This is a genomic window from Pseudomonas sp. HP_08, from assembly GCF_055284095.1.
The window spans coordinates 21,752-47,308 of sequence record NZ_JBTOQC010000011.1 but is presented as its reverse complement, the minus strand read 5'-3'; the positions used below and the strand labels follow the sequence as shown (position 1 = coordinate 47,308).

General features: G+C 62.4%; 24 protein-coding genes. 10 read left to right on the top strand and 14 right to left on the bottom strand.

Annotated elements, in window-relative coordinates; all coding sequences use genetic code 11:
- Positions 1-96: 96 nt before the first annotated feature.
- From rloA2 to creC, 3 genes are read left to right on the top strand one after another with little or no spacing between them, the layout of a single operon-like run.
- Positions 97-600 carry a retropepsin-like aspartic peptidase RloA2 gene (gene rloA2 / locus ACYAS9_RS11130; RefSeq protein ID WP_463568349.1) on the top strand — a complete coding sequence of 168 codons (504 nt, stop codon included), beginning with the start codon at positions 97-99 and terminating at the stop codon, positions 598-600.
- A 57-nt stretch (positions 601-657) separates the two neighbouring features.
- Positions 658-1,350, top strand: a complete 693-nt coding sequence (gene creB / locus ACYAS9_RS11125) for a two-component system response regulator CreB (RefSeq protein ID WP_463568348.1) — start codon at positions 658-660, stop codon at positions 1,348-1,350.
- Complete coding sequence (creC, locus tag ACYAS9_RS11120; protein ID WP_463568347.1) at positions 1,351-2,769, top strand: two-component system sensor histidine kinase CreC; 1,419 nt, start codon at positions 1,351-1,353, stop codon at positions 2,767-2,769.
- A gap of 81 nt (positions 2,770-2,850) precedes the next feature.
- On the opposite strand, the gene ACYAS9_RS11115 is transcribed toward creC, so the two are convergent.
- Positions 2,851-3,789, bottom strand: a complete 939-nt coding sequence (locus tag ACYAS9_RS11115) for an Abi family protein (protein ID WP_463568346.1) — start codon at positions 3,787-3,789, stop codon at positions 2,851-2,853.
- A gap of 312 nt (positions 3,790-4,101) precedes the next feature.
- Here ACYAS9_RS11115 and creD point away from each other — a divergent pair, with 312 nt between their 5' ends.
- Entirely contained in the window at positions 4,102-5,466 is a 1,365-nt protein-coding gene (creD, locus tag ACYAS9_RS11110; RefSeq protein WP_463568345.1) for a cell envelope integrity protein CreD, read from the top strand.
- Between the two features lie 102 nt (positions 5,467-5,568).
- On the opposite strand, the gene ACYAS9_RS11105 is transcribed toward creD, so the two are convergent.
- The 7 genes from ACYAS9_RS11105 to ACYAS9_RS11075 all read right to left on the bottom strand — a co-directional run bounded on the left by ACYAS9_RS11105 (position 5,569) and on the right by ACYAS9_RS11075 (position 11,934).
- A complete protein-coding gene (locus tag ACYAS9_RS11105) occupies positions 5,569-6,198 on the bottom strand; it encodes a glutathione S-transferase family protein (protein WP_463568344.1) in 630 nt (209 codons plus the stop codon).
- A 74-nt stretch (positions 6,199-6,272) separates the two neighbouring features.
- The gene (locus ACYAS9_RS11100) at positions 6,273-6,455 is read right to left on the bottom strand and encodes a hypothetical protein (protein WP_463568343.1); all 183 of its coding nucleotides are present in this window, start codon (positions 6,453-6,455) and stop codon (positions 6,273-6,275) included.
- Positions 6,452-7,573 carry a PepSY-associated TM helix domain-containing protein gene (locus ACYAS9_RS11095; RefSeq protein ID WP_463568342.1) on the bottom strand — a complete coding sequence of 374 codons (1,122 nt, stop codon included), beginning with the start codon at positions 7,571-7,573 and terminating at the stop codon, positions 6,452-6,454. The genes ACYAS9_RS11100 and ACYAS9_RS11095 overlap by 4 nt, the downstream gene beginning before the upstream one ends.
- A gap of 83 nt (positions 7,574-7,656) precedes the next feature.
- The gene (locus tag ACYAS9_RS11090; RefSeq protein ID WP_463568341.1) at positions 7,657-8,655 is read right to left on the bottom strand and encodes a FecR domain-containing protein; all 999 of its coding nucleotides are present in this window, start codon (positions 8,653-8,655) and stop codon (positions 7,657-7,659) included.
- Position 8,656: 1 nt separating this feature from the next.
- Entirely contained in the window at positions 8,657-9,175 is a 519-nt protein-coding gene (locus ACYAS9_RS11085) for an RNA polymerase sigma factor (RefSeq protein ID WP_463568340.1), read from the bottom strand.
- Positions 9,176-9,289: 114 nt separating this feature from the next.
- Entirely contained in the window at positions 9,290-10,003 is a 714-nt protein-coding gene (locus ACYAS9_RS11080; RefSeq protein ID WP_463568339.1) for a 3'-5' exonuclease, read from the bottom strand.
- Positions 10,000-11,934 (bottom strand): putative nucleotidyltransferase substrate binding domain-containing protein, encoded by a 1,935-nt coding sequence (locus ACYAS9_RS11075; RefSeq protein ID WP_463568338.1) that lies wholly within the window; start codon positions 11,932-11,934, stop codon positions 10,000-10,002. Before ACYAS9_RS11075 ends, ACYAS9_RS11080 begins: the two co-directional genes overlap by 4 nt.
- 170 nt (positions 11,935-12,104) lie before the next feature.
- On the opposite strand from ACYAS9_RS11075, the gene ACYAS9_RS11070 reads away from it, so the two are divergent.
- Positions 12,105-12,551: a response regulator gene (locus ACYAS9_RS11070; RefSeq protein ID WP_463568337.1), complete on the top strand. Its 447-nt coding sequence runs from the start codon at positions 12,105-12,107 to the stop codon at positions 12,549-12,551.
- 42 nt (positions 12,552-12,593) lie between these two features.
- Here ACYAS9_RS11070 and ACYAS9_RS11065 read toward each other — a convergent pair whose 3' ends face one another.
- Positions 12,594-14,771, bottom strand: a complete 2,178-nt coding sequence (locus ACYAS9_RS11065; protein WP_463568336.1) for a malate synthase G — start codon at positions 14,769-14,771, stop codon at positions 12,594-12,596.
- Between the two features lie 337 nt (positions 14,772-15,108).
- On the opposite strand from ACYAS9_RS11065, the gene ACYAS9_RS11060 reads away from it, so the two are divergent.
- A complete protein-coding gene (locus tag ACYAS9_RS11060) occupies positions 15,109-15,639 on the top strand; it encodes a glycine cleavage system transcriptional repressor (RefSeq protein ID WP_463568335.1) in 531 nt (176 codons plus the stop codon).
- A gap of 213 nt (positions 15,640-15,852) precedes the next feature.
- On the opposite strand, the gene rarD is transcribed toward ACYAS9_RS11060, so the two are convergent.
- The 5 genes from rarD to ACYAS9_RS11035 all read right to left on the bottom strand — a co-directional run bounded on the left by rarD (position 15,853) and on the right by ACYAS9_RS11035 (position 21,593).
- On the bottom strand, positions 15,853-16,740 hold the full coding sequence (rarD, locus tag ACYAS9_RS11055) for an EamA family transporter RarD (protein WP_463568334.1): 888 nt from the start codon (positions 16,738-16,740) through the stop codon (positions 15,853-15,855).
- A 60-nt stretch (positions 16,741-16,800) separates the two neighbouring features.
- The gene (locus ACYAS9_RS11050) at positions 16,801-17,775 is read right to left on the bottom strand and encodes a serine/threonine protein kinase (protein WP_463568333.1); all 975 of its coding nucleotides are present in this window, start codon (positions 17,773-17,775) and stop codon (positions 16,801-16,803) included.
- Positions 17,776-18,046: 271 nt separating this feature from the next.
- Entirely contained in the window at positions 18,047-19,948 is a 1,902-nt protein-coding gene (locus ACYAS9_RS11045; protein WP_463568332.1) for a PhoX family protein, read from the bottom strand.
- A gap of 82 nt (positions 19,949-20,030) precedes the next feature.
- Complete coding sequence (locus ACYAS9_RS11040) at positions 20,031-20,795, bottom strand: TOBE domain-containing protein (RefSeq protein ID WP_463568331.1); 765 nt, start codon at positions 20,793-20,795, stop codon at positions 20,031-20,033.
- Between the two features lie 63 nt (positions 20,796-20,858).
- Positions 20,859-21,593 carry a ComF family protein gene (locus tag ACYAS9_RS11035; protein ID WP_463568330.1) on the bottom strand — a complete coding sequence of 245 codons (735 nt, stop codon included), beginning with the start codon at positions 21,591-21,593 and terminating at the stop codon, positions 20,859-20,861.
- A gap of 114 nt (positions 21,594-21,707) precedes the next feature.
- On the opposite strand from ACYAS9_RS11035, the gene bioB reads away from it, so the two are divergent.
- The 4 genes from bioB to bioC are packed head-to-tail and all read left to right on the top strand — an operon-like array spanning position 21,708 to position 25,501.
- Entirely contained in the window at positions 21,708-22,766 is a 1,059-nt protein-coding gene (gene bioB, locus ACYAS9_RS11030; RefSeq protein WP_463568329.1) for a biotin synthase BioB, read from the top strand.
- Between the two features lie 15 nt (positions 22,767-22,781).
- Positions 22,782-23,972: an 8-amino-7-oxononanoate synthase gene (gene bioF / locus ACYAS9_RS11025; RefSeq protein WP_463568328.1), complete on the top strand. Its 1,191-nt coding sequence runs from the start codon at positions 22,782-22,784 to the stop codon at positions 23,970-23,972.
- The gene (locus ACYAS9_RS11020) at positions 23,965-24,696 is read left to right on the top strand and encodes an alpha/beta fold hydrolase (protein WP_463568327.1); all 732 of its coding nucleotides are present in this window, start codon (positions 23,965-23,967) and stop codon (positions 24,694-24,696) included. Before bioF ends, ACYAS9_RS11020 begins: the two co-directional genes overlap by 8 nt.
- A complete protein-coding gene (gene bioC / locus ACYAS9_RS11015; RefSeq protein WP_463568326.1) occupies positions 24,689-25,501 on the top strand; it encodes a malonyl-ACP O-methyltransferase BioC in 813 nt (270 codons plus the stop codon). Before ACYAS9_RS11020 ends, bioC begins: the two co-directional genes overlap by 8 nt.
- Positions 25,502-25,557: the final 56 nt, after the last annotated feature.

Below are 25,557 nucleotides of genomic sequence, written 5' to 3'. Positions count from 1 at the left end.
CAGATGTTTCGTAAGCCAGGGGCTGCGAACCAAGCGCCGTTGCGCTGTCTAAAACCGGGCGCCAATCGGGCGCCGACATTGTGAGGAGTCCATCGCGTGAAGACTGTTCTGGCGCTGTTGTCCCTGCTGGCGTTGCCTGCCATGGCCGCCGATCCGACCCTTTACGGTCGTTACGAGAACATCAAGGTGCCCGAGGTCGGCGAGACCTTCAAGGCCAAGATGGACACGGGAGCGGTGACCGCTTCGTTGTCGGCCAAGGACATCGAGCTGTTCAAGCGCGACGGCGAGCAATGGGTACGCTTCCGTCTGGCCACCGAAGGCGCGAGCAACAAGGTGTTCGAGCACAAGCTGGCGCGCATCAGCAAGATCAAGGGCCGTGCCGACGAGGACGATGAAGACGAGGGCGGCGTCGAAGCGGCCAAGCGTCCGGTGATCGAGTTGCAACTGTGCCTGGGCAAGGAGCAGCGCACGGTGGAGGTGAACCTGGTGGATCGCAGCCACTTCAACTATCCGCTGCTGATCGGCGCCAAGGCGTTGCGCGAGTTCGATGCCGCCGTCAATCCGGCGCGCCGCTATACCGCTGACAAGCCCGATTGCTGATTGACGATTGGTGGCCAATCGCGCACCGTTTCGCCATCGCTCACGGGCCTGGATGCCATGCCGCATATTCTGATTGTCGAAGACGAAGTCGCGATTGCCGACACCCTGATCTATGCCCTGCACAGCGAGGGCTTTACCACCGCCTGGCTGGAGCTGGGCCAGGCCGCTGTAGAGCATCAGCGGCAGACACCGGCCGACCTGATCATTCTCGATGTCGGCCTGCCGGACATCACCGGTTTCGAGGCCTGCAAGCAACTGCGTCGCTTCAGCGATGTGCCGGTGATGTTCCTCACCGCACGCAATGCCGAAATCGACCGCGTGGTGGGCCTGGAAATCGGCGCCGACGATTATGTGGTCAAGCCGTTCAGCCCGCGTGAAGTCGCCGCACGGGTCAAGGCGATTCTCAAGCGCATGCTGCCGCGTGAAGCCGCAGCGCCTGTTGCCGCCGCAGACTACGGGCTGTTCCAGCTGGATCTTGAGCGCGTGCAGATCAGTTATCGCGGCCAGCCGCTGAGCCTGACCCGCCACGAGTTTCGCCTGTTGCAATGCCTGCTGGAGCAACCGGAGCGGGTGTTCAGCCGCGAACAATTGCTCGATGCGCTGGGCATTGCCTGCGATGCCGGCTATGAGCGCAGTATCGACAGCCACATCAAGAGCCTGCGCGCCAAGCTGCGACTGGTGGCGGCCGAGGCGGAGCCGATCCAGACCCATCGCGGCATCGGTTACAGCTTCAGCCCAGGGCACAGCTGAATGTCGCTGAGTATCCGGATTTTTCTGGTGTATGCGGTGTTCATCGCCCTGACCGGGTATTTCGTGCTCAGCACAGTGATGAAGGAAGTGCGCCCCGGTGTGCGCCAGTCGACCGAAGAAACCCTGGTCGACACCGCCAACCTGCTGGCGGAAATCTTTCAGGACGATGTGCGCAAGGGCACGCTGGGCCAGAGCCGCTTTAACGAGGTGCTCAAGGACTACGGCCTGCGCGAGCCCGAGGCGACGATCTGGGAGTTGCGCAAGAAAAAGGTCAACAACCGCATTTATGTCACCGACGCCCGCGGCATCGTGCTGCTCGACTCGGCAGGCCTTGCCGTGGGCGAGGATTACTCGCGCTGGAACGATGTCTTCCTGACCCTGCGCGGTGAGTACGGTGCGCGCTCGACCCGCAGCGATCCCGAAGACTCCAACTCGTCGGTGATGCACGTTGGCGCACCGATTCTCGATAAAGGCGCGATTATCGGCGTGGTCACCGTGGCCAAGCCCAACAGCTCGCTGCAACCGTATGTCGACCGCGCCGAGCGCCGCCTGCTGTGGTACGGCGGCGGGCTGATGGTGCTGGGCTTGCTGATGGGCGCGCTGTTTTCGTGGTGGCTCAGCTCGGCGCTGCGCCGCCTGACCCGTTATGCCCAGGCGGTCAGCGAAGGCCAGCGCGCCGAGCTGCCGCACTACCGTGGCGGTGAGCTGGAGCAGTTATCCACCGCCGTGGAGTACATGCGCACCCAGCTTGAAGGCAAGGCCTATGTCGAGCGCTATGTACACACGCTGACCCACGAACTGAAAAGCCCGCTGGCGGCCATTCGCGGCGCCGCCGAACTGCTCCAGGACGACATGCCCGCGCCCCAGCGCCAGCGCTTTGCGAGCAATATCCAGAACGAAAGCCAGCGCATGCAGCAACTGATCGAACGGCTGCTGAACCTGGCCATGGTCGAACAGCGCCAGGAACTGGAAGAGCGGGTGGCGATACCGCTGGCTGCACTGATCGAGGAACTGCTGGGGGCCCGCAATGTGGCGCTCGAGCGTCTGCAACTGACCGTTGAACAACGCATCGACCGGGCGCTGTGTCTGCACGGCGAGCGCTTTCTGCTGCAACAGGCGCTGGCCAACCTGCTCGACAACGCCCTGGACTTCACCCCGCTCGGCGGCACCTTGCGCCTGAGCGCCGAACGCCAGGACGATGGCATCCAGCTGACCCTGTTCAACCACAGCGAGGCGATTCCCGACTACGCCCTGGCGCGTTTATGCGAGCGCTTCTATTCGCTGCCACGCCCGCACACCGGGCGCAAAAGCACCGGGCTGGGACTCAACTTCGTGGCCGAAGTGGTGCAGTTGCACGGCGGGCAATTGCGCATCGAAAATGCCGAGGGCGGTGTGTTGGTGAGTGTGTGGTTGCCCTGACACCGGCCGCTTTTACGACGTGTCAGCCATCACGATGATGCTACGTTGCAAAGCAGATTTTCAGCCCAAAATGCGCAGTCATCAGTAGTAAACAGCTTTGGTGATTCTGCGATGGTTCATTTTGTGCACCCGCTTGGGCGTTTGCGGGCTCCACATAGGCCAGGCTTCAACGCACAGACGCGGCGATGAGCGCAGCACCGCTTCATAGGTGCCGGTCTTGCCGCTGTTTTTTCGGTATACAACCAATGCATCCTTGGTCAGCAATGCTTGTAGCGACCACCAGTGATCAGATGCTTTGATGTAGTCAGTAATGCGTGGATCGATCCACCCTGCAAGCCAGGCAACCCTATCGGCCAAGAGCTTCAGGCTGTTTATGGTCTGGCGTGGTCGACGTGGAATGAAGCCGAGGTTGCCATGAGCATCGAACTCAGGCGTTCTCCATATCTGGTCGTGGTGGCCAATGCGGTTTCGAACATCGCGTACCTGGTACAACAGATTGGCTATCCGATTGACGAATGCTGAATAGCGGTAAGGCGTATGTGCAAGATCCGGAGCGTTTGGAAAAGCCACCCTCATTACGCTTGCCTGCATCCCCGCAGGATGCGAAGAGTGCTTCAGGCCCTTGATGATCGTTTCCCAAAAGCCAAATGAAACCTTGGCAATGATGTCATCAATACTTGCCTTGCCTTTGCCCTTACGTTTTTCGATCTTGTCGACAGCTCTTTGAACCTCGTCGCAGGTATTCGTTTTCAGCTTGTGCCAGTAAGTATGAGCTCTTGCATTTGCAGGATTTGGCCTCGTTTTAAGCATCCATTCGAAGCTGTCCATACCGCCATAGTATTGTGATAACCCCCGATGCAGGGCATTACGCAGGCTAACCTCCAGATCGCCAAGTATCGGCAACAATGCAGAGCCAACGGCCTGAGTCCAGGCATAGCAGCCAAACAGGTCGCTTTCAGTCTTGGTGACAAAGAACGTCTCTAGCGTCTTGAGGCGGGGTGCGGTCAGGTGAGAAAGCATGAAGTCCCTTGTCAGCTTGTTGGTTTTCTACTATCGTCGCTCGCGAAACGCGGGTTTTCTGGTTAGCGCCAGTCGTGCCCGTGTACCAGAGTAAGAACCCCGCCAAGCTGCGGGGTTTTTGCTTTTTGGCGCCTGGAAAAAGTCCCGACCGGGTCAGGAGGTGCATCATCCCCTAACCGTCCAGACGCGCCAATTGATTAGGCAAGGACTTCTGATCACTCAGACATTTCCCACACAATCTCCACATTCCCCCCATCATCGCTCCACACGGCGCCTGCAGACTTTCCCCATAGCAAACACGGGAGAGTCCCCATGAATCGAAGTCTGGCAATGAAGTTGGGCATGATCGCGTTGTTGATCCTGCTGTTGTTGATTCCGCTGTTGATGATCGGCGGTCTGATCAGTGAGCGGCAGGCGCAGCGTGATGGTGTGCTGGATGATATTGCGCGCAGTTCCAGTTACAGCCAGCACGTCAGCGGGCCGTTGGTAGTGGTGCCGTATCGCAAGACCGTGCGGGTGTGGAAAACCCGGGAGAAGACCGACGAGCGTTATCTTGAAACCGGTCTGGAGCGCGGTTCTTTGTACTTTCTGCCGGAGCGCTTCGAACTTGATGGCAAGGTACGCACCGAGCTGCGCGCACGGGGAATCTATGAAGCGCGGTTGTTCCATGCCGACAGCAAGATCAAGGGGCACTTCGAGTTGCCCGAGAAGTTCGGTCTGGAAGATGGCTTTGAAGACTACAGCTTTGACCGCCCGTTTCTGGCCGTCGGCATCAGTGATGTACGCGGTATCGAAAATGCCCTGAAGCTGCAACTCAATGGCCAGAGTCTTGAGTTCGAGCCCGGTACACGGGTAGCGCGCCTGGGTGAGGGTGTCAGCGCCGATTTGCCGGTGCTGGATGGCAAGCAAGCGGCACGTCTGGACTTTGCCTTCGACCTGAACCTGCAAGGCACCGGCAAGCTGAACATCACCCCGATTGGCAAGTCCAGCCAGGTACAACTGGCCGCCGACTGGCCGCACCCCAGCTTTATCGGTAACTACCTGCCGACCCAGCGGGAAATTTCTGCCGAAGGTTTCACCGCGACCTGGCAGGCAACATTCTTCTCGACCAACCTTGAACAGGCGCTGAGCAGTTGCCTGCTGAGCGAGCAGTGCGGCGAACTGCAAAGCCGCAGCTTTGGTGTGAGTTTCATCGATCCGGTGGATCAGTACCTGAAAAGCGACCGGGCAATCAAATATGCGCTGCTGTTCATTGCCCTGACCTTTGCCGGCTTCTTTCTGTTCGAGGTGCTCAAGAGCATGGCCGTGCACCCGGTGCAATATGCATTGGTCGGTGCCGCGCTGGCGCTGTTCTACCTGATGCTGCTGTCGCTGTCAGAGCACTTGGGTTTTGCCATGGCGTATCTGTTGTCGGCGGGCGGTTGTGTGTTGCTGATCGGCTTCTATGTCAGCCATGTATTGCGCGGCGTGCTGCAGGGGCTGGGTTTTGCGGCGGGGCTGGCGGCACTGTACGGCTTGCTCTACGGCTTGCTGAGTGCCGAAGACTACGCCTTGCTGATGGGCTCGTTGTTGCTGTTCGGGCTGCTGGGCGTGTTCATGGTGCTGACCCGCAAACTGGACTGGTACTCGATTGCACCAGGGATCAACGCCAAGCCTGATGCCGGAGAGCCGCAATGAAAGAAGAGTCGTTATTGCGCCAGGAACAGCGCCTGGCCCGATGCCTGCTGGCGCACATCGTCAACCTGCTGCCGGCACCGCCGCCGGCAGCAGGTCGCGCACTCAAGCGGGCTGGGTGGCCTGCATCGAAGGCCGTTGGCTGACCTCGAAATACCAGTTGGCCAGGCGCGGGTAGCTGCTGCGCCAGTTGAGGTCGGGCTGGCGGAAATCCAGATAACCCAGCGCAGCGGCAACGCTGATGGCGGCGATGTCGAACGGTGGAGCGCTGAGTTCGGTGATTGCTTCCTGATCGAAATAGGCCAGGGCGCGTTCGATCTTGCTCTGCTGGTTGTCCAGCCACAGCGGCCAGTGCAGCTCCTTGGGGCGCAGGGCAGTTTCATAGCGGATCAGCAAGGCAGCATCGAGCAGGGCATCGGCCAGCGAGGCCAGGGTCAGGCGCCGCCAGCGCGCCGAGCCTTCGCGGGGGATCAACGGATTACCGACATGCTGGTAATCGAGGTAATCGAGAATCACCCGGCTGTCATGGATGATATTACCGTCGGCCAGACGCAGCGCCGGGATCTTGCCGGCCGGGTTGTCATGGTTGAGTTCGGTCGAGGGGTTGACCGGGGTCAGCACCGTCGGCTGCAACTGGACCCTGTCCAGTTGCCCGGTCTCATGAAGCAGAATGACCACCTTGCGGGCAAACGGCGAAGCCGGATTGAAATACAGGGTCATGGTGGGCGCTGACATGCGTGTTCCTCGATTGGGACAGGCCCATAGACTAGACAGCGGCACACGGCCGCGCAATGTTCGCAACGCCTGCGTCAGCGCCGCTTGCGTTTCAGCAGGCCCTTGATGCTGAGCACCGCCGCAATCCCCATGCCCAGCCACACCGGCACATCCCAGATGCCGTCGCCGAGCAACGCAGCGAACAGGCCTATGGCGGTGAGCAGGGCGATCCAGGTCGGCGCGGCGAAGGTTTTCCACAGGGTCGAGGGCTGGCTCATGCCGTCACCTGCACCGTCACGCGGCTGGCGCGGCGCTTGACCCACCACAGGTACAGGCCGCTGCCCAGCACGATAATCGTCAGCACATCCAGCACCGCCCAGAGAATCTTCATCGGCATGCCGCCGTAGTCGCCGAAATGCAGCGGTTGCGACATGGCCAGCGCGTCCATGTACCACGGCCTTGCGATCACGGCGGTGACATTCAGGGTTTTGGCGTCGATCAGCACCGGCGTCCATAGGTGCGAGGTCAGGTGCGTGTTGCCCTTCATGAACACCGCGTAATGGTGCTCGCTGGAAAAGCGTGTGCCGGGGAAGGCGATGAAGTCCGGGGTCATGCCCGGTACGGTGGCTTGGGCGATATTCAGCAGGTTATCGGCCGGGGCGCGTTCGGTCAGCGGCGGGGCGTCGCGGTACGGCGCGATCATGCTCACCAGCGCGTCGTTGCGCCATGAGGCGATCAACAGGTCGGCGCAGGCGCTGATCACTCCGGTAATGCCGACCACCAGCACCCAGGTCAGGGTCACGATGCCGATCAGGTTGTGCAGGTCGAGCCAGCGGGTGCGCGGCGATTTGTCGACCCGCACGCTGGCAAAGCCCAGTTTGCGCATGAACGGCGCGTACAGCACGGTGCCCGAGACAATCGCCACCACGAACAGCAGGCCCATGAACGCCAACAGCAATTTGCCCGGCAGCTCGGCGTACATGTCCACATGCAGGCGCAGCATGACCATCATGAAGCCGCCGTTGGCCGACGGCGTTTCCAGCGCTTCGCCGGTGCGCGCATCGAGGGCGAAGGTGTGCGACAGGTTGGGATCGGTGCCCGCCGTGGCGGCAGTGATGGCCAGCACGCCGTTGGGGTCGTCCTCGTCCCAGCCCAGGTACTGCATGACCTCACCTGGACGATGCGCCTGGGCGGCCTCGACCAGTTGTTGCAGGTTCAGGTGCGGCGTGTCGGCCGGCATCTCGCGAAAGGCCGGTGCATCACCGAGCAGGTGATCGATTTCATGATGGAAAATCAGCGGCAGGCCGGTGATGGCGAGCATCAACAGAAACAGCGTACAGATCAGGCTGCTCCAGGTATGCACGAACGACCAGCGGCGCACGGTGTGGCTTTTCATAAGGGTTCCCGACGGCGGACCGATGCAGTCCTGAATGTTGCTAAGCCGCACGAGGTTACACAAGTGACAGGGCTAAAGATGTTTCAGGGTTTTGCCGTGGCGCCGGGCTGGGCCTCTTCGCGCGGCTCGACGCGGGTCCACCACGGCGTGTGCTGTTCGATGCGCACCGCCAGGGTCGGCAGCAACGCCTTGAGGGCCAGGTCGGTGTCGGCCAGCGGGAAGCTGCCGGTAATGCGCAGGTCGGCGACCTGTTCATCGGCGCCCAGATAGCCGGGCCGGTAACGGCTGAGTTCGGCGAGCAGGTCGCCCAGGCGCACGTTGTCGACCACCAGCATGCCGCGCACCCAGGCATCGCTGCCGGCCGGCAGCGTCAGCAGCGGCCCGAGCCCGTCGGCTTTCAACAGCACCTGCTGGCCTTCGCGCAATACCTGTTCGGTGGTGTTGCGCCGGGGAGTGGCAGCCACCGCCGATTGCAGCACGCTCAAGCGCGTGCCCTCGGTTTCGCGGCGCACCAGAAAGCGCGTACCCAGTGCGCGCATCTTGCCGTCACGGCTTTCGACGATGAACGGGCGCGGGTCATCGTGGCTGGCGGTCTCGACCAGAATTTCACCGTCACGCAGGATCACGCGGCGTTGCTTGTCATCGAAACGCACATCGATGGCGCTGTGGGTGTTGAGGCGCACCAGCGTGTTATCGGCCAGACGCAGGCTGCGCTGTTCGCCGGTGGCGGTGCGTTGATCGGCCAGCCAGTAATCGATAGGCAGGTAACGGTCGCCGACAAACAACGCCAATCCTGCGGCCAGGCACAGGCTGGCCAGCCCCCCGCCGAATTTGCCGATGCGCTTGCGCAGCGTGCCGGGCGATTGCTGCAAGGCCCGCCGTGCAGGGCCGGCCGGCAGCTCGAAACGCTGGTTGACCATGCCCAGCTGGCTCCAGGCCCGCGCATGTTCTTCGCAGGCGCCCAGCCAATGGGCGAAGTCCTTGCGCTCGGCTGCATCTTCGGCGGCGCAGTCCAGGCTCAGTTGCCAGGCGATGGCCGCCTCCAGCACGTGGGCGGGGACCGGGCGCGAAGAAACACTCATCTCAGGTCGGCTCGCCATACAGGGCGACATAGCACTGGCGCATGGCCTGTGCCAGGTACTGGCGGACTCTGGAGACCGAAACGCCCAGGCGTTCGGCGATCTCGGCATGCGCCATGCCGTCCAGGCGGTTATACAAGAAAGCGGCGCGAGCCTTGCTCGACAGCGTGGCGAGTATCGCATCAATGGCCTTGAGGTCTTCCAGAATCAGGTGTTGTTCTTCCGGCGAGGGATGCTCTGCCAGTGGCAACTGCGCGAGTTCGTCGAGCCAGGCCTGTTCCAGCGCGGCACGGCGGAAATGGTCGAACAACAAGCCTCTGGCGACGGCGGCCAGAAACGCGCGCGGCTGGTTGGGAGCCTTGAGTTCGTCGCGGCCGAGCAGGCGCACGAAGGTGTCCTGGCTGAGGTCTTCGGCGCGTTGCGGGCAGGCAACATTACGCCGCAGCCAGGTCAGCAACCAGCCGCGATGGTCGCGGTACAACGCGCCGACGATGTCGCGGTGAGGGTTTTGGACTGACGACACGAAAGGCCCCAAACACGGATGCGTTAAATAACGAGAATTATTCGCGATTCTGGCAGAGCGCCATAACGCTGGCAATCGACGTTTGTCGCCTGCCATCACAGGCGTGTCTTCAGGTCAGAACGAGTGGGATTGTTTGCGTCGGCGCCATTGGCCTAAAGCCTGTTCCAGCCGCGCGGGGCTGTCGAGCTGTTGGCGGCGGGCGTGGCTGAACAGAATCAGCGCCAGTTCGGCAGTCACCAGCGCATCGGCGCTGGCATGGTGGCGCTCTTCGGCATGCAGGCCGAAATGCCGGGTCCAGTCGTCCAGCCCGGCCTGGCGCAGGTTGACCTGTTCGCAAAGCATCGGCGCGATGTCGGCCACATCGAAAAACGGGTGCTGCAAGCGGTAGTCCAGGCTGTCCTTGAGCGCGCGGGCCAGCATGTGCTGGTCGAACGGTGCATGAAAGGCCAGCACCGGGCTGTCGCCCAGAAACGCCATGAAGTCCAGCAATGCCTCGACCGGCTCACTGCCAGCGGCGATCACACTGGGCGCCAGGCCATGGATCAGCACGGCGGGGCTCAGCTGATGGTCGACGCGCTGGATGGTGCATTCGAACTGCTGACCGAGGTCGATGGCGCCGTCTTCGATGACCACCGCGCCAATCGACAGCACCTGGTCGCGGTTCATGTTCAGCCCGCTGGTTTCCAGGTCGAGCACCACCCAGCGCTGCTGGCGCAACGGCTGCTCGTTGAGCGGCGCACAGGCCGGCAGGGCCGCCAGGCGCCGTTGCTGATCGTCATTCAGCGGCGTTTTTCTACTGCGTGGGCGTAGCCATTGGAACAGGTTCATAACTGATATCGCAGGGTCAGGCTGGTTTGCAGGCGCTGGGCCTGGCGGAACGATTCACGCAGGATACGCCGGTCCAGATGGTTCAGGGTGTCGGGGTCGATGCGGTTGGAATACGGCAGGTTCTGCCGGCTTTGCAACTGGTGCTGCTGCATGCGCGTCTGCTGGATGAAATGGTAAGCCTCCTCATAGGCAGCGCCGTCGAGCGGGTCGATGACTTCGCGCTCCACCAACTGGCGCAGGCGCTCCAGGGTATTGATCGCTTCAATACCATTGGCCAGCGCCAGCAGCCGCGCGCCGTCGACGAACGGGGTCAGGCCTTCGGTCTTGAGGTCCAGCGTGTCCTTGTCGCTGCCTTTACGCGCCAGCACGAAATCCTTGAAACGCCCCACCGGCGGGCGGTGGCGCAGGGCGTTGTCGGCCAGCATGCGCTGGAACAAGCGGTTGTCGGCCACTTGATCGAGAATGCCGCGGCGCAGGCTGTCGCCGCCGCTTTCATCGCCCCAGACCACGCGCAGGTCGAAATAGATACTTGAGGCCAGCAGGTTTTCCGGTGTCGCTTCACGAATAAACGCCGAAAAGCGCCGCGCCCATTCACTGCGCGACAGGCACAGCTCCGGGTTGCCGGCCATGATATTGCCCTTGCACAAGGTAAAGCCGCACAGCGCCAGGCTCTGGTTGATGCGCTCGGCAATCGGCAGTAGAAGCTCACGTATCTCGGCGGCCTGCCTTGCATCCTGCGCTTCGAAGAGGATGCCGTTGTCCTGATCGGTGTGCAGGGTTTGTTCACGGCGGCCTTCGCTGCCGAAGCACAGCCAGCTGAACGGCACGCCCGGATCGCCTTTTTCTTCCAGGGTCAGCTCGATGACCCGGCACACCGTGTGATCGTTGAGCAAGGTGATGATCTGGGTGATCTGCGTCGACGACGCGCCGTGGGCCAGCATCCGGTCGACCAGTTGCACGATATCGCCACGCAAATGCACCAACGCTTCGATACGTGGTGCATTGCGGATAGTGCGCGCCAGGTGCACCAGATCGACCCGTTGCAAAGAGAACAGGTCGCGCTCGGACACCACGCCGCACAACCGTCCGTCGCGTACCAGGCACACGTGTGCGATGTGCCGGCCGGTCATGGCGATGGCTGCATCGAAGGCGCTGGCGTCGGGGCTCAGGTAAAACGGCGACGGGCTCATGAAGCGGGCAATGCCGTGGCTGAAGTCGGCATTCACATCGGCGACGGCTTCGCGCAGGTCGCGCAGGGTGAAAATCCCTTGCGGCGCTTGTTGCTCATCGACGATCACGATGCTGCCGACCTGCTGTTCATGCATCAGCTTGACCGCTTCGCGCATTGGCGTGTCGGCGCTGCACATCACCGGATGACGCATGGCCAATTCGCCGAGCCGGGTATTGAGCGAATACTGGGTGCCAAGGGTTTGCGCCGCCTGCTGCTGAACCTGCAGGTTGACCTGATCGAGCAGGCTGCTGACCCCGCGCAAGGCAAAGTCGCGAAAGCAGGTCGACAAGGCGAACAGCTTGATAAAGGCCGGTTTGTTTAATTGCAGACAAAAGGTATCTTCAGCCGCCAGATGCTCGGTACGCGTGGCACGTTCGCCCAGCAGGGCGGCCAGCGGAAAACACTCGCCCGTGGTGATTTCGAAGGTGGTTTCAGTGCCGCGCCTGGCCGAATGCGGACGTTCGCCTACCACACGCCCTTGTTTGACAATGTAAAAGTGTTCTACAGGACCGTCGGCAGGCTTGATGATGCTGTCTTCGGCGGCATAAAAACGCAGTTGGCACTGCTCCACCAGATACGCCAGATGGGCGTTTTCCATCTGGTTGAACGGCGGGAATTTCTGCAGGAACTGCATGGTGCCGTGGATGTTCTGCAGCACCGCAGTTTTGCCGGCCTCGGTGAAGGCATCTGCTTTACTCATGACGTGTACCGCATTTTTTGTTATTGATGGCCATGGTCGGCCGCTTGTTGCCCAGTGCCCATTGGACGTAAGTCTTAGGCCTGGGGCGCGAATCGGTGGCCAGACTGCATCGCGTCAAACGTTGTTCTTGAACGGCTGGCAGAATGAGTCCATGCAATGATGAGATTCCCATGATCGACCACGACATTCTCAGCGACGAAGAGCGTGAGGCGCTCAATGAAGTCATGCACGCTGCGCACTGCGATGCGCCGCAGCGGGTATTGATTGTCGATGACGACACCGACGCCCGCGAACTGCTCGCTGAAATCCTCGGCCTCAACGACATCAGTTGCCTGACCGCCTCCGGCGTCAGTGGCGCCCTGCACATGCTGCAAAGCTGCCAGTCGATCGGCCTGTTGATCACCGATTTGCGCATGGCACCGGGCGATGGACTGGAACTGATCCGCCAGGTACGCGGCTCGGACGACGCAGAGCTGCCGATCATCATCGTCTCCGGCGACGCCAGCGTGCGCGATGCCATCGATGCAATGCATTTGAACGTGGTGGATTTTCTGCTTAAGCCGATCAATACCAAGCAGTTGGTGAAGCTGGTGAAGCGGGAGTTGGGGATGGGGTAACTGCGCGGTGTCCGGAACACCGCGCAGTCTTTTGCACGTAAATCAGTTAGCGAGGCTAGCCTTGAACTCGCGGCGGCGGCGGTGCAGCACCGGCTCCGTGTAGCCGTTAGGCTGGCGGGTGCCTTCGATGACCAGTTCGATTGCCGCCTGGAAGGCGATGTTGCTGTCGAAGTCCGGTGCCAGCGGGCGGTAGAGCGGGTCGTTGGCGTTCTGGCGGTCGACCACGACAGCCATGCGTTGCAGGCTTTCGAGCACCTGCTCGCGGCTGACCACGCCATGGCGCAGCCAGTTGGCCATGTGCTGGCTGGAGATGCGCAGGGTCGCGCGGTCTTCCATCAGGCCGATGTCGTTGATGTCCGGCACCTTGGAGCAGCCCACGCCCTGGTCGATCCAGCGCACCACATAGCCGAGAATGCCCTGGGCATTGTTGTCCAGCTCGTTGCGCAGCTCTTCCGGGGTCCAGTTGGTGTTGGCGGCCAGCGGGATGGTCAGGATATCGTCCACCGAAGCCTGTTCACGCTGGGCCAGTTCCGCCTGACGGGCGAACACATCGACCTTGTGATAGTGCAGGGCATGCAGCACCGCAGCGGTGGGCGAGGGTACCCATGCGGTATTGGCGCCGGCCAGCGGATGGGCGATTTTCTGTTCGAGCATCAACGCCATCAGGTCGGGCATGGCCCACATACCCTTGCCGATTTGCGCGCGGCCTTGCAGGCCACAACGCAGGCCGATGTCGACGTTGGAATTCTCGTAGGCGCCGATCCACTTCTCGGCCTTCATCTGCGCCTTGCGCACCATGGCGCCGGCCTCCATCGAGGTGTGCATTTCATCGCCGGTGCGGTCGAGGAAGCCGGTGTTGATGAACACCACGCGCTCGCTGGCCGCCTGAATGCAGGCCTTGAGGTTGATCGAGGTACGGCGCTCTTCGTCCATGATCCCGACTTTCAAGGTGTTGCGCGTCAGGCCCAGCACCTGCTCGATGCGCTCGAACAGATCATTGGCAAACGCCACTTCTTCGGGGCCGTGCATCTTCGGTTTGACGATGTACACCGAGCCGCTGCGGCTGTTGCTGCGCGAGGTGTTGCCCTTGAGGTTGTGAATCGCCGCCAGGCTGGTGACCAGGCCGTCGAGAATGCCTTCGGGCACTTCGTTGCCGTGCTTGTCGAGGATCGCGTCGATGGTCATCAAGTGGCCGACGTTGCGGATAAACAGCAGCGAGCGGCCATGCAGGGTGATTTCGCCGCCTGCTGGCGTGGTGTAGCTGCGGTCCGGGTACAGCGTGCGGGTAAAGGTTTCGCCGCCTTTGCTGACCGTTTCGGCCAGGTCGCCTTTCATCAGGCCCAGCCAGTTGCGATAGACCACGGTCTTGTCGTCGGCATCGACCGCAGCGATGGAGTCTTCGCAGTCCATGATGGTGGTCAAGGCCGCTTCAAGCAGAATGTCCTTGATGCCGGCGGGATCGGTCTGGCCGATCTGACTGCTGGCGTCGACCTGAATTTCCAGGTGCAGGCCGTTGTGCTTGAGCAGAATGGCGATAGGGGCGCTGGCATCGCCCTGAAAGCCGACCAGCTGTGCTTCATCCTGCAGGCCGGTTTCGGTGCCGTTGTTAAGGGTGACGGCCAGCTTGCCATCGACCAGCGCGTAGGCCGTAGCATCGGCATGGGATGCGCCATTGAGCGGCGTGGCTTCGTCGAGGAGCTGTTTAGCCCGGGCGATGACCTTGTCGCCACGGATCTTGTTATAGCCCTTGCCGCGCTCGGCGCCGCCTTCGTCGCTGATCGCATCGGTGCCATACAGCGCGTCATACAGCGAGCCCCAGCGCGCATTGGCGGCGTTGAGCGCAAAGCGGGCGTTCATCACCGGCACGACCAATTGCGGGCCGGCCATGCTGGCGACTTCTTCGTCGACGTTCTGGGTGCTGATCTGCACCGCAGCAGGTTCTGGCAGCAGGTAGCCGATGTCCTGCAAAAATGCCTTGTAGGCGCTAGCATCATGGGAGCTGCCCGCATGCGCCTGGTGCCAGGCATCGATTTTGGCTTGCAGCTCATCGCGCTTGTCCAGCAGGGCGCGGTTCCTGGGGGCCAGTTCGTGGATCAGAGCGTCCGCGCCGCTCCAGAAGGCAGCCGCATCGACGCCGGTTCCGGGTACGGCTTCGTTCTGCACGAAATCGAAAAGAACCTTGGCGACCCGCAGATCACCGACTTGAACGTATTCAGTCATTGCCTTGCCTCACTCTGCTCAGCTGTTGCGCCCGTATTGCGGGCACGTTTGATTAATTAGGGAGCGTGATTATCGTGAAACCCGTTATGTAGTGCGTGCCGAGGGATACTACATGATGAATTGACGGGTGAGAATGCGACTAAAATACGTCACCAAACGACCGCTCGGTTCTGTTTGGTCACATAGGGCGCAGGACTTGGTATCGTCCTGACGAGGTATTGTCGAAATCCGCGCAAAACCGTACAGGATTCGTGCCGGACCGGTCTGACCAGCAAGCAGACCTTTACTTACGGTCAGCCGACTGTGTTTTTGCCTTTAACTACAAGAGGAATCGCCTGTGAATCATCTGGTCGTTACCGTGGTTGCCCCCGACAAACCGGGGCAGGTTGAACGCATTGCCCACTGCATCGCCGAGCACGGCGGCAACTGGCTGGAGAGCCGCATGTCGCGTCTGGCCGGGCAATTCGCCGGCATTTTGCGTGTCGGCGTGCCGCTTGAACAACGCGATGCACTGATCACCGCCCTGCACGAACTGGCCAGCCACGACATTCGTGTGCTGCTGGCTGAAGATCAGGACGCAGAAGAAGCTGCCAGCGCCTGGACGCCCATTCATATGGCACTGGTGGGCACTGATCGCCCCGGAATAGTGCGCGACATCACCCGCTTGCTGGCTGGGCAAGGCGTCAACGTCGAGCGACTGGTGACTGAAGTGATGACCGCGCCGATGAGCGGGGAGTGGATGTTCCGGGCTGAAGCGGTGCTGGGTGTGCCGGCGACGGTGACGCTGGATGATCTGCAGGCACGGCTGGAAACGCTGGCGGATGATTTGATGGTGGAGCTGGAGTTACGCGAGGAGGCTGCGTCCTGAAGGTTATCCAGTCTTTTACTGCACCTGCCTGTGGATAACCTGGGGAATCAACCCGCTAGGCCACGTGGCGCAAGGCTTGCCGGCAATTGGTCAAAAAACAGTCAGCTTCCCGGTCTTGTGCACAATTAACCTGCACCTGCCTGTGGATAAGCTTGGGGTATCCCTTTGCAGCCCTTTATCCATAAGGGCTGCAAAGGTTTGGCTATTTTTTGATCAGGCTCTTCTGCGCATGTTGACCCAGGCATCGACGCTGTACACCGCAAGACCGGCCCAGATAAAGCAGAAGGTCACCAGTGTGCTGGCGGCCAGGTGCTCGCCGTACACCAGCACGGCCAGCAGCATGACCAGCGTCGGGCCTACGTATTGCAAAAATCCCAGGGTGGCGAACGGCAGGTGCCGCGCGGCGGCGTTGAAGCACACCAGCGGTACCAGCGTGACCGGGCCTGCTGCGGCCAGCCAGAAGATCATCGAGCTGTGCAGAATTTCCGGTTGCAGGCTTTCGGCGTTGGGGTTCAGCAGCAGCCAGCCAAGGGCCAGCGGCACCAGCAGCCAGGTTTCCACGACCAGCCCCGGCAAGGCCGCCACCGGGGCTTTCTTGCGGATCAGGCCGTAGAAGCCGAAGGTCAGGGCCAGCGCCAGCGAGATCCACGGCAGGCTGCCGACCTGCCAGACTTGCTGGGCCACGCCGGTGGCGGCCAGTGCAACCGCCAGCCATTGAATGGGCCGCAGTCGCTCGCCCAGCAGGATCAGGGCGAGCAGCACGTTGATCAACGGGTTGATGTAGTAACCCAGGCTGGCTTCGAGCATGCGCCCGTTATTGACGGCCCACACATAGATCAGCCAGTTACTGGCGATGAGTGTGCCGCTCAGCGCCAGGATGGCCACGCGCTGCGGGTTGTCGCGCAGTTCCTTGAACCAGCCGGGATGCTTCCACAGCATCAGCAACAGAGAGCCGGCCAATGCCGACCAGAGCGCGCGATGGATGATGATCTCCAGCGCCGGCACCGATTGGATGGCCTTGAAGTAGAGCGGGAACAGACCCCAGATGATGTAGGCGCTCAGGCCCAGGATTAATCCGCGACGCGGATTGGCAGTGTGCATGGTGCTTCCTTGTGCCGCCGTCTTTATTAGGTGGTGCAGTGTGAGGTGGGGCTATGGCGATCAGAACAGCTTCAACGGTTCTTCCTGCAGTGCCGAGAGCTGTTCGCGCAGGGCCAGAATATGGTCGCCCCAATAACGTTCGGTGCCGAACCAGGGAAAGCTGTGCGGGAACGCCGGATCATCCCAGCGCCGTGCCAGCCAGGCACTGTAATGCATCAGGCGCAGGGCGCGCAGCGGTTCGATGAGGGCCAGTTGGCGCGGGTCGAAATCGTGGAATTCGTTGTAGCCGTCCATCAGTTCCGACAGTTGCCCCAGGCATTCCTGGCGGTCGCCGGCCAGCATCATCCAGATATCCTGCACCGCCGGCCCCATGCGGCAGTCGTCGAGGTCGACGATGTGGAACATCTCGTCGCGGCACATCATGTTGCCCGGATGGCAGTCGCCGTGGATGCGGATATTGGTGTGTACGGTGTTGGCGTAGGCGTCTTCGACACGCTTGAGCAGGTCGCGGGCGACCGACTCATAAGCCGGCAGCAAGGCGCGGGGGATGCAGTTGTTGTTCAGCAGGTAGTTGACCGAGTCATGGCCAAAGTTCTGCACGCCCAGGGCTTCGCGATGTTCGAAATCGCGGCTGGCACCGAGCCCGTGCAGGCGCCCCAGCAACTGGCCGAGGCGATAAAGCTGATCAAGGTTGCCCGGCTCCGGCGCACGCCCACCCCGGCGCGGGAACAGGGTGAAGCGAAAGCCGCCGTGCTCGAACAGGGTCTGGCCGTTATGCACCAGCGGCGCCACGACCGGCACTTCGATACCTTCGAGTTCGGCGGTGAAGCTGTGTTCTTCCAGAATCGCCTCGTTGCTCCAGCGCTGCGGGCGATAGAACTTGGCGATCAACGGCGCCTGGTCTTCGATGCCGACCTGATAAACCCGGTTCTCATAACTGTTGAGTGCCAGGATACGGGCGTCACTGAGAAAACCGATGCTTTCTACGGCATCGAGCACCATGTCGGGGGTGAGGGCTGCGAAAGGATGGGACATGCTGGCTCCTGTACGCAACGAACCGTTGCGCGACCGACGATGGTAACGCAGACGGTGTGCCGGGCGCTGCCCGTTCTTGTGCAGCGGCTGGATGGCGCGCAGGACTAATGCCGATCAGGTAAGGCCGGTTTCTCAGATTTTCTGACTGACGCTGAACCTTGTGGGAGGGGGCTCTGCCCGCGATGAAGTCAGTAAAATCGGCACATCTGCTGCGTCTGTACCGCAGCCATCGCGAGCAGAGCTCCCTCCCACAGCCCCGTGATAATGCCGGCTATGCGCCGATAATGCCGCCATCCTCGCGGGTGATCACCATCACCGATGAGCGCGGTTTACCGTTCGGCTGGTGCTCGGGAAAGGTCGAGCCGCCGTTTTCGCCGGGGTGCTGGATGCCGACGAACATCGTCTTGTAGTCCGGCGCAAAGCTGATGCCGGTGACTTCACAACCCACCGGGCCGACCAGAAAACGGCGAATCTCGCCGCTGTGCGGGTCGGCGCAAAGCATCTGGTTATTGCCCATGCCGGCAAAGTCGCCGGTGTTGCTGGAGTCGCCGTCGGTCTGGATCCACAGCCTGCCGGCCGCGTCGAAACTCAGGCCGTCGGGGCTGTTGAACAGGTTTTGCGGGTTGATGTTGGCCGAGCCTGCCTGCGGCGTGCCGGGGTGTACGGTCGGGTTGCCGGCGACCACGAACAGGTCCCAGTCAAACTCCATGGCCGAGGCGTTATCGTCGGCTTCGCGCCAGCGCAGGATCTGCCCGTACTGGTTCTTGGCCCTTGGATTGGGACCGCCGACCGGTTGCCCGTCTTCGCCGCGCTTGCTGTTGTTGGTGAGGGTGCAATACACCTGACCGTCCTTGGGGCTGACCACGATCCATTCCGGGCGGTCCATGCGCGTGGCCTTGACCACGCTGGCAGCGAGGCGTGCATGAATCAGCACTTCGGCCTGATTGTTGAAACCCGCGGCGGCGTCCAGGCCATTCTTGCCGTGCGTCAGCTCGACCCAGCGACCTTTGCCCTTGGGGCGATCGGGGTTGTTGTCACCGGCGTCGAACTGCGCCACGTACAGCGTGCCGTGGTCGAGCAGGTTGCGGTTGGCCTTGGGGTTGGCGGTGTCGATCTTTTCGCGGCTGATGAATTTGTAGATGAACTCGCCGCGCTCGTCGTCGCCCATGTACACCACCGCGCGCCCGCCCTTGGTCTGGGCCAGGGCGGCGTTCTCGTGTTTGAAGCGGCCCAGCGCAGTGCGTTTGACCGGCGTCGATTTAGGGTCGAACGGGTCGATTTCCACCACCCAGCCATGGCGATTGACCTCGTTGGGGTTTTTCGCCACGTCAAAGCGCGGATCGAACGGGTGCCAGCCAATCTCCTTGCTGGCCGCCACCACGCCGTAGCGTTTCAGGCCGGCGTCGAACGCTTGTTGCGGATCGCTGCTGCCAAAGCAGTCAGTGAAGTTTTCTTCGCACGTCAGGTAGGTGCCCCACGGCGTCTTGCCGTTGGCGCAGTTCTGAAAGGTGCCCAGCGCATGGCGGCCGCTGCTGTCGGCGGCGGTCTTGAGCCAGTCGTGGCCGGCGGCCGGGCCGCTTAGCGTGATCGGCGTATTGCCGTGAATGCGTCGGTTGAAGCTTGAATCCTGGACGAACTGCCACTGGCCATTCTTATGCGAAATCTCGATCACCGACACGCCTTCAGCGGCCAGCGCCTTGCGCACTTCCTCAGCGGACTGCGGCGCCTGGCCGTGGGCGTACAAGTAGCGATAGTTGGTGTATTCGTTGTTGATTGCCAACAGTGCGCGGTCAGGATGGCCGGGCATCGGGAACAGGCTCATGCCGTCGTTGTTGTCGCCGAACTGCACTTCCTGGGCTTCGGCGCTGCCCTGGCCGCTGGCGTCGAAGGCCGGTCCGCCCGCGTGCAATGGCTGACCCCAACTGATCAACACCGAGGCGCGGTAGCCCGGTGGCAGGCTGATGCTGTCGGCCGTCGCGGTGGCGATGCCGTCAAAGCCCAACAAGGTACGGTTGGCTTCACTGACGCCGGTCGCCAGTGCGCTGCGACTCAGCAGGTCGCCGCCGAGAAACAGCGCCGCACCGCACAGGGCGCCGGCGCCGATGAAGCTGCGGCGGGTCAGGCCGAGCATTTTTTCCAGGTCGGTGGACTGGTGTTCTTCTAATAGTTTCATCGTCGCGGCTCCACGGGTGTGGCTGCCACATTAAGTGACTCGCATGACGAAATTGTGTCGCTGCGATGACGCCGTCAGGTGCTTACACCACCGTGCCGAGCAACACCTGCGACGGCGCGAACTGCACTTGCACGGCGCTGCCGGTCGTCAGTCCGAGAACCGCCAGTTGTTGCGCCTCGGCCAGTGCGCACAGGGTCTGGCCGCTGGGCAGCACGATGCGCACTTCGCTGGGGCCGGCTTCGGCGTCGAGCAGCGTGTCGATCTGACCGTGCAGGACGTTGTGGCCTGGCGTGGCCGGTTGATCGGCCGCCAGCAGTTGCAGCCAGCCGGCCTTGATCAGCGCGACCACTTCGACGCCTGCCTCCAGGTCCAGGCGCAGGCGGCTGTCGTGGGTGATCTGCGCGTCGATCAGGCGTTCGCCCGGTAAGGCCAGGTGCACCAGGTCGTTATTGCCCTGACGGGTGATGCTCTGGATGCGCCCGAGCAGTTGGTTGCGCGCGCTGGTGCGCAAGGTCAGGCGGCTGAGCAGGTCAAGGTCGGCGTCGTTTTCGGCAGCGTCCAGCACTTGCGCCTGCAAGGCTTGCAAGCGCAGGTAAAGGCGCAGGATGCGTTCGCCTTCAAGCGACAGCTTCGCGCCGCCGCCGCCACGGCCACCGACACTGCGCTCGACCAATGGCTGGTGCGCGAGGTTGTTCAGTTCGTCGATGGCGTCCCAGGTGGCCTTGTAACTCAGGCCCGCGCTTTTGGCGGCGCGGGTGATCGAGCCTTGCTCGGCGATGTGTTGCAGCAGGGCGAGGCGCTGCGGGCGGCGCACCATGTATTGGCTCAACGAGGGCGGTAGCGGCATGACGGGCAGTCGATGGCAAAGGATGCGCCTGAGTCTAAGCCAAACCTGGCGGCAACGGGCCATTCACGCATGCGGCGCCGGTGTACGCGCCAGGCAATAGATGTCGACCCGCCGCGCGCCGGCTTGCATCAACAGGTGGGCCAGCGTCTGTGCGGTGGTGCCGGTGGTCAGTACATCGTCGATCACCGCCAGGTGTTTATCTTGCAGCGCGTGGCAGTCGCGTAACGCGAAGGCGCCCGCCAGGTTGCGCTTGCGGGTCTTGGCATCCAGGCCTTGCTGCGACGCGGTTTCGCGGATGCGCAGCAGTTGTTGTTCATCCACCTGCAGATTCAAATCGCGCCCCAGCCAGCCGGCCAGCATCGCCGCCTGATTGAAGCCGCGCTGGCGTAAACGCTGGCGGGCCAACGGCACGGGCAGCAAGACGTCGGGGCGCGGCAAACCTTCGTCGAAGCGGTGTTGCAGGTATTGCCCCATCAGTTCCGCCAGCAGCCGCCCCAACGGCCATTGGCCCTGGTGCTTGAAACGGGTGATCAGCCGGTCGACGACAAAGCGGTATTCCCATGGCGCAACGACCTGGCTGAACGCCGGTGGCCGCAGGCTGCACTCGATGCAGTGGCCATCAACGCCGGGCAGCGGCAGGGCGCAGCACAGGCATTGCCCGCGCAGCCACGGCAGGTCGGCCTCGCACGGCACACATAAGGGCATCTCGCTGTCGCTGGGCTCATCGCACAATAAACATGCCTGTTTATTTTTTAACCAGATGTAAACCTGCGCATCTTCATGTGGTTGACAAGGCATTGTCATTCCTTAACTATGCCGAAAATCAAGCCGAACAACCGTGTCGCGCCTGTGGTCTTTGCTGCGGGCGCGCTGTTCGATTTAAACGTCAGGATTTCAACAAGGAGCCGCCCGATGAGCGCCAGCATCACTGCTACCCTGCGTCACGACTGGACTTTAGCCGAGGTCAAAGCACTGTTTGTGCAGCCTTTCAATGACCTGTTGTTTCAGGCGCAGACGGTGCACCGCGCTCATTTCGACGCCAACCGCGTGCAGGTGTCGACCCTGCTGTCGATCAAGACCGGCGCCTGTCCCGAGGACTGCAAGTACTGCCCGCAGTCGGGCCACTACAACACCGGCCTCGACAAGCAGAAACTGCTGGAGGTGCAAAAGGTGCTGGAAGAGGCCGCGCGCGCCAAGGCCATCGGTTCGACCCGTTTCTGCATGGGCGCGGCCTGGAAGCATCCGTCGGCCAAGGACATGCCGTACGTGCTGGAGATGGTCAAGGGCGTCAAGGCCATGGGCCTGGAAACCTGCATGACCCTGGGCCGTCTCGACTTGGAACAGACCGAAGCACTGGCCGCCGCCGGCCTGGATTACTACAACCACAACCTCGATACGTCGCCGGAGTTCTACGGCAACATCATCACCACCCGCACGTACGCTGAGCGCCTGCAAACCCTGGCCTACGTGCGCGATGCCGGGATGAAGATCTGCTCGGGCGGCATTCTGGGCATGGGCGAGTCGCTGGACGACCGCGCGGGTCTCTTGATCCAGCTGGCCAACCTGCCCGAGCACCCGGAGTCGGTGCCGATCAACATGCTGGTCAAGGTCGCCGGCACGCCGCTGGAAAACGCCGAAGACGTCGACCCGTTCGACTTCATCCGCATGCTGGCCGTGGCGCGCATCCTGATGCCCAAGTCCCATGTGCGGCTGTCGGCAGGTCGTGAGGCGATGAACGAGCAGATGCAGGCCCTGGCGTTCTTTGCCGGCGCCAACTCGATTTTCTACGGCGAAAAACTGCTGACCACCGCCAACCCGCAAGCCGACAAGGACATGCTGCTGTTCGCCCGCCTGGGCATCCAGCCTGAAGCCGGGCAAGAGCATCCTGACGACGTGCATCAGGCCGCCATCGAGCAGGCGCTGGTCGAGCAGCAAAGCAGTTCGATGTTCTACAACGCGGTTTCGGCCTGATCACGCGAGGTCAGCATGTCTTTCGATCTTCGTGCGCGGCTCGATGCGCGCCATGCCGCCGAGCTGTACCGTCAGCGCCCGTTGCTGCAAAGCCCGCAAGGCCCGCTGGCGGTGGTCGACGGCCAGCCGCTGCTGACCTTTTGCAACAATGATTATCTGGGCCTGGCTAACCACCCGCAGGTGATTGCAGCCTGGCAGGCCGGCGCCGAACGCTGGGGCGTGGGCGGCGGCGCGTCGCACCTGGTGATCGGCCACAGCGGCCCGCATCACGCGCTGGAAGAAGCGCTGGCCGAATTCACCGGGCGCCCGCGCGCGTTGCTGTTTTCCAACGGTTACATGGCCAACCTGGGCACCGTCACCGCCTTGGTCGGGCAGGGCGATTCGGTGCTTGAAGACCGTCTTAATCATGCCTCGCTGCTGGATGCCGGGTTGCTCAGTGGCGCACGTTTCAGCCGCTATCTGCACAACGACGCGGCCAGCCTGCATGCCCGGCTGGACAAGGCGGTGGGCGATGGCCTGGTGGTGACCGACGGCGTGTTCAGCATGGATGGCGATATCGCCGACTTGCCGGCCCTGGCGCACACCGCAAAAAGTCGCGGCGCCTGGTTGATGGTCGACGATGCCCACGGCTTCGGCCCGCTGGGCGCCAACGGCGGCGGCAGTGTCGAGCATTTTGGCCTGGGCATCGATGAGGTGCCGGTGTTGATCGGCACGCTGGGCAAGGCGTTCGGCACCTCCGGGGCGTTTGTGGCCGGCAGCGAGGAATTGATCGAGACGCTGATCCAGTTCGCCCGGCCGTATATCTACACCACCAGCCAGCCACCGGCGCTGGCCTGTGCGACGCTCAAGAGCCTGGAGCTGCTGCGCAGCGAGCATTGGCGGCGCGAGCACCTGGCCGCGTTGATCCAGCAGTTTCGTCAGGGCGCCGAGCAGATCGGCCTGCGCCTGATGGACAGCTTCACGCCGATTCAGCCGATCATGATCGGCGATGCCGGGCGCGCCTTGCGCCTGTCGCAATTACTCCGCGAACGCGGTGTGTTGGTGACCGCGATCCGCCCGCCGACCGTGCCGGCCGGCAGCGCGCGTTTGCGGGTGACGCTGACGGCCGCCCACACACCCGAGCAAGTGCAGCTATTGTTGGAAGTACTGGCGCAGTGCTGGCCACTGCTGGGTGTGGATGAATCGCTGGAGTCGACGCATGCGTAATCGTCTGGTGCTGTTGCCCGGCTGGGGCCTGGGTGTTTCGCCGCTGGAGCCATTGGCCGCCGCCTTGCGTGGGCTGGACGAGCACTTGAGCATCGAGATCGAACCCTTGCCGCAGCCTGGCACTGACGATGTGCACACTTGGCTCGACGAACTGGATGCCACATTGCCAACCGATGTGTGGCTGGGTGGCTGGTCGCTGGGCGGCATGCTCGCGGCCGAACTGGCGGCGCGGCGCGGCGAACGCTGCTGTGGCCTTGTGACCCTGGCCAGCAACACCTGTTTCGTGCCGCGCGGTGCCTGGCCGCATGCGATGCCCGAGGCTGACTTCGCCGCATTTCTGGCCGGCTGTGAGCAAGACCCGCACGCGACACTCAAGCGTTTCAGCCTGCTGTGCAGCCAGGGCGGCGAAGACCCGCGCGGCCTGTCGCGCCAGCTCAAGGCCGCCGCGCCGCAGCTGTCCAAAGAAGCGTTGCTCGAGGGTTTGCGCGTGCTTGAACGGCTCGACACGCGCGAGGCTTTGCAGAGTTTTCGCGGACCGCAACTGCACCTGTTTGCCGGCCACGATGCGTTTGTGCCGGCAGAGGCGGCGAGTGACCTGCTGGAACTGCTGCCGGATGTCGAAGTGGGCCTGATCGAACAGGCCAGCCATGCCTTTATTCTGGAAAGCCCGCACGGTGTGGCGGCGGCGATCCGGGCCTTCTTACATGAGTCGGGCGATGACTGATCTTTCTGCTATCCCGCTGCCGGGCGGACTGCCGGCCAAGCAACAGGTGGCCGCTTCGTTCTCGCGTGCGGCTGCCAGCTATGACAGCGTGGCCGAGCTGCAACGTGCGGTGGGTCAGCATTTGCTGGCGCAGTTGCCGGCCGATCTGAACCCGGCGCGCTGGCTGGACCTGGGCTGCGGCACCGGACATTTCAGCCGCGCACTGGGGCAACGTTTTCAGGCTGCCGAGGGCGTGGCAGTGGACATCGCCGAAGGCATGCTGCGCCACGCGCAACCGCAAGGTGGGGCGCAGCATTTTGTCGCCGGCGATGCCGAGAGCTTGCCGTTGCAACATGAATGCGTGGACCTGGTGTTTTCCAGCCTGGCGGTGCAGTGGTGCGCCAACTTTGCCGCAGTGCTCAGCGAGGCGCGGCGTGTCCTGCGCCCCGGTGGCGTCTTCGCATTCTCCAGCCTGTGCGTCGGCACGCTGGAGGAACTGCGCAGCAGCTGGCAGCGCGTCGACGGGCTGGTGCATGTCAATCGCTTCCGCGAGCAAGGCGCCTATCGGCAACTGTGCGAGGCCAGCGGTTTACGCATCCGCAGCCTTGAAGTGCGCCCGCATGTGTTGCATTACCCGGACGTGCGCAGCCTGACCCACGAACTCAAGGCCTTGGGCGCGCATAACCTTAACCCAGGGCGTGCCACCGGCCTGACTGGCCGCGAGCGTATTCGCGGGTTGATCGAGGCCTATGAGGGCTTTCGACAGGATCAGGGCTTGCCTGCGACTTATCAGGTGATTTACGTCGTGCTGGAAAAAAACGTATGAGTGCTCATGCCAGTCTGCCGCCCGCCGCCACGGCACCGCACCGTCGTGCAGCAAAC

What these genes read in the sequence shown, in the direction of transcription:
- creB (WP_463568348.1), top strand. Translation starts at nt 658, where the DNA reads ATGCCGCATATTCTGATTGTCGAAGACGAAGTCGCGATTGCCGACACC.
- creC (WP_463568347.1), top strand. Translation starts at nt 1,351, where the DNA reads ATGTCGCTGAGTATCCGGATTTTTCTGGTGTATGCGGTGTTCATCGCC.
- ACYAS9_RS11115 (WP_463568346.1), bottom strand. Translation starts at nt 3,789, where the DNA reads ATGCTTTCTCACCTGACCGCACCCCGCCTCAAGACGCTAGAGACGTTC.
- creD (WP_463568345.1), top strand. Translation starts at nt 4,102, where the DNA reads ATGAATCGAAGTCTGGCAATGAAGTTGGGCATGATCGCGTTGTTGATC.
- ACYAS9_RS11105 (WP_463568344.1), bottom strand. Translation starts at nt 6,198, where the DNA reads ATGTCAGCGCCCACCATGACCCTGTATTTCAATCCGGCTTCGCCGTTT.
- ACYAS9_RS11100 (WP_463568343.1), bottom strand. Translation starts at nt 6,455, where the DNA reads ATGAGCCAGCCCTCGACCCTGTGGAAAACCTTCGCCGCGCCGACCTGG.
- ACYAS9_RS11095 (WP_463568342.1), bottom strand. Translation starts at nt 7,573, where the DNA reads ATGAAAAGCCACACCGTGCGCCGCTGGTCGTTCGTGCATACCTGGAGC.
- ACYAS9_RS11090 (WP_463568341.1), bottom strand. Translation starts at nt 8,655, where the DNA reads ATGAGTGTTTCTTCGCGCCCGGTCCCCGCCCACGTGCTGGAGGCGGCC.
- ACYAS9_RS11080 (WP_463568339.1), bottom strand. Translation starts at nt 10,003, where the DNA reads ATGAACCTGTTCCAATGGCTACGCCCACGCAGTAGAAAAACGCCGCTG.
- ACYAS9_RS11075 (WP_463568338.1), bottom strand. Translation starts at nt 11,934, where the DNA reads ATGAGTAAAGCAGATGCCTTCACCGAGGCCGGCAAAACTGCGGTGCTG.
- ACYAS9_RS11070 (WP_463568337.1), top strand. Translation starts at nt 12,105, where the DNA reads ATGATCGACCACGACATTCTCAGCGACGAAGAGCGTGAGGCGCTCAAT.
- ACYAS9_RS11065 (WP_463568336.1), bottom strand. Translation starts at nt 14,771, where the DNA reads ATGACTGAATACGTTCAAGTCGGTGATCTGCGGGTCGCCAAGGTTCTT.
- rarD (WP_463568334.1), bottom strand. Translation starts at nt 16,740, where the DNA reads ATGCACACTGCCAATCCGCGTCGCGGATTAATCCTGGGCCTGAGCGCC.
- ACYAS9_RS11050 (WP_463568333.1), bottom strand. Translation starts at nt 17,775, where the DNA reads ATGTCCCATCCTTTCGCAGCCCTCACCCCCGACATGGTGCTCGATGCC.
- ACYAS9_RS11045 (WP_463568332.1), bottom strand. Translation starts at nt 19,948, where the DNA reads ATGAAACTATTAGAAGAACACCAGTCCACCGACCTGGAAAAAATGCTC.
- ACYAS9_RS11040 (WP_463568331.1), bottom strand. Translation starts at nt 20,795, where the DNA reads ATGCCGCTACCGCCCTCGTTGAGCCAATACATGGTGCGCCGCCCGCAG.
- ACYAS9_RS11035 (WP_463568330.1), bottom strand. Translation starts at nt 21,593, where the DNA reads ATGCCTTGTCAACCACATGAAGATGCGCAGGTTTACATCTGGTTAAAA.
- bioB (WP_463568329.1), top strand. Translation starts at nt 21,708, where the DNA reads ATGAGCGCCAGCATCACTGCTACCCTGCGTCACGACTGGACTTTAGCC.
- bioF (WP_463568328.1), top strand. Translation starts at nt 22,782, where the DNA reads ATGTCTTTCGATCTTCGTGCGCGGCTCGATGCGCGCCATGCCGCCGAG.
- ACYAS9_RS11020 (WP_463568327.1), top strand. Translation starts at nt 23,965, where the DNA reads ATGCGTAATCGTCTGGTGCTGTTGCCCGGCTGGGGCCTGGGTGTTTCG.
- bioC (WP_463568326.1), top strand. Translation starts at nt 24,689, where the DNA reads ATGACTGATCTTTCTGCTATCCCGCTGCCGGGCGGACTGCCGGCCAAG.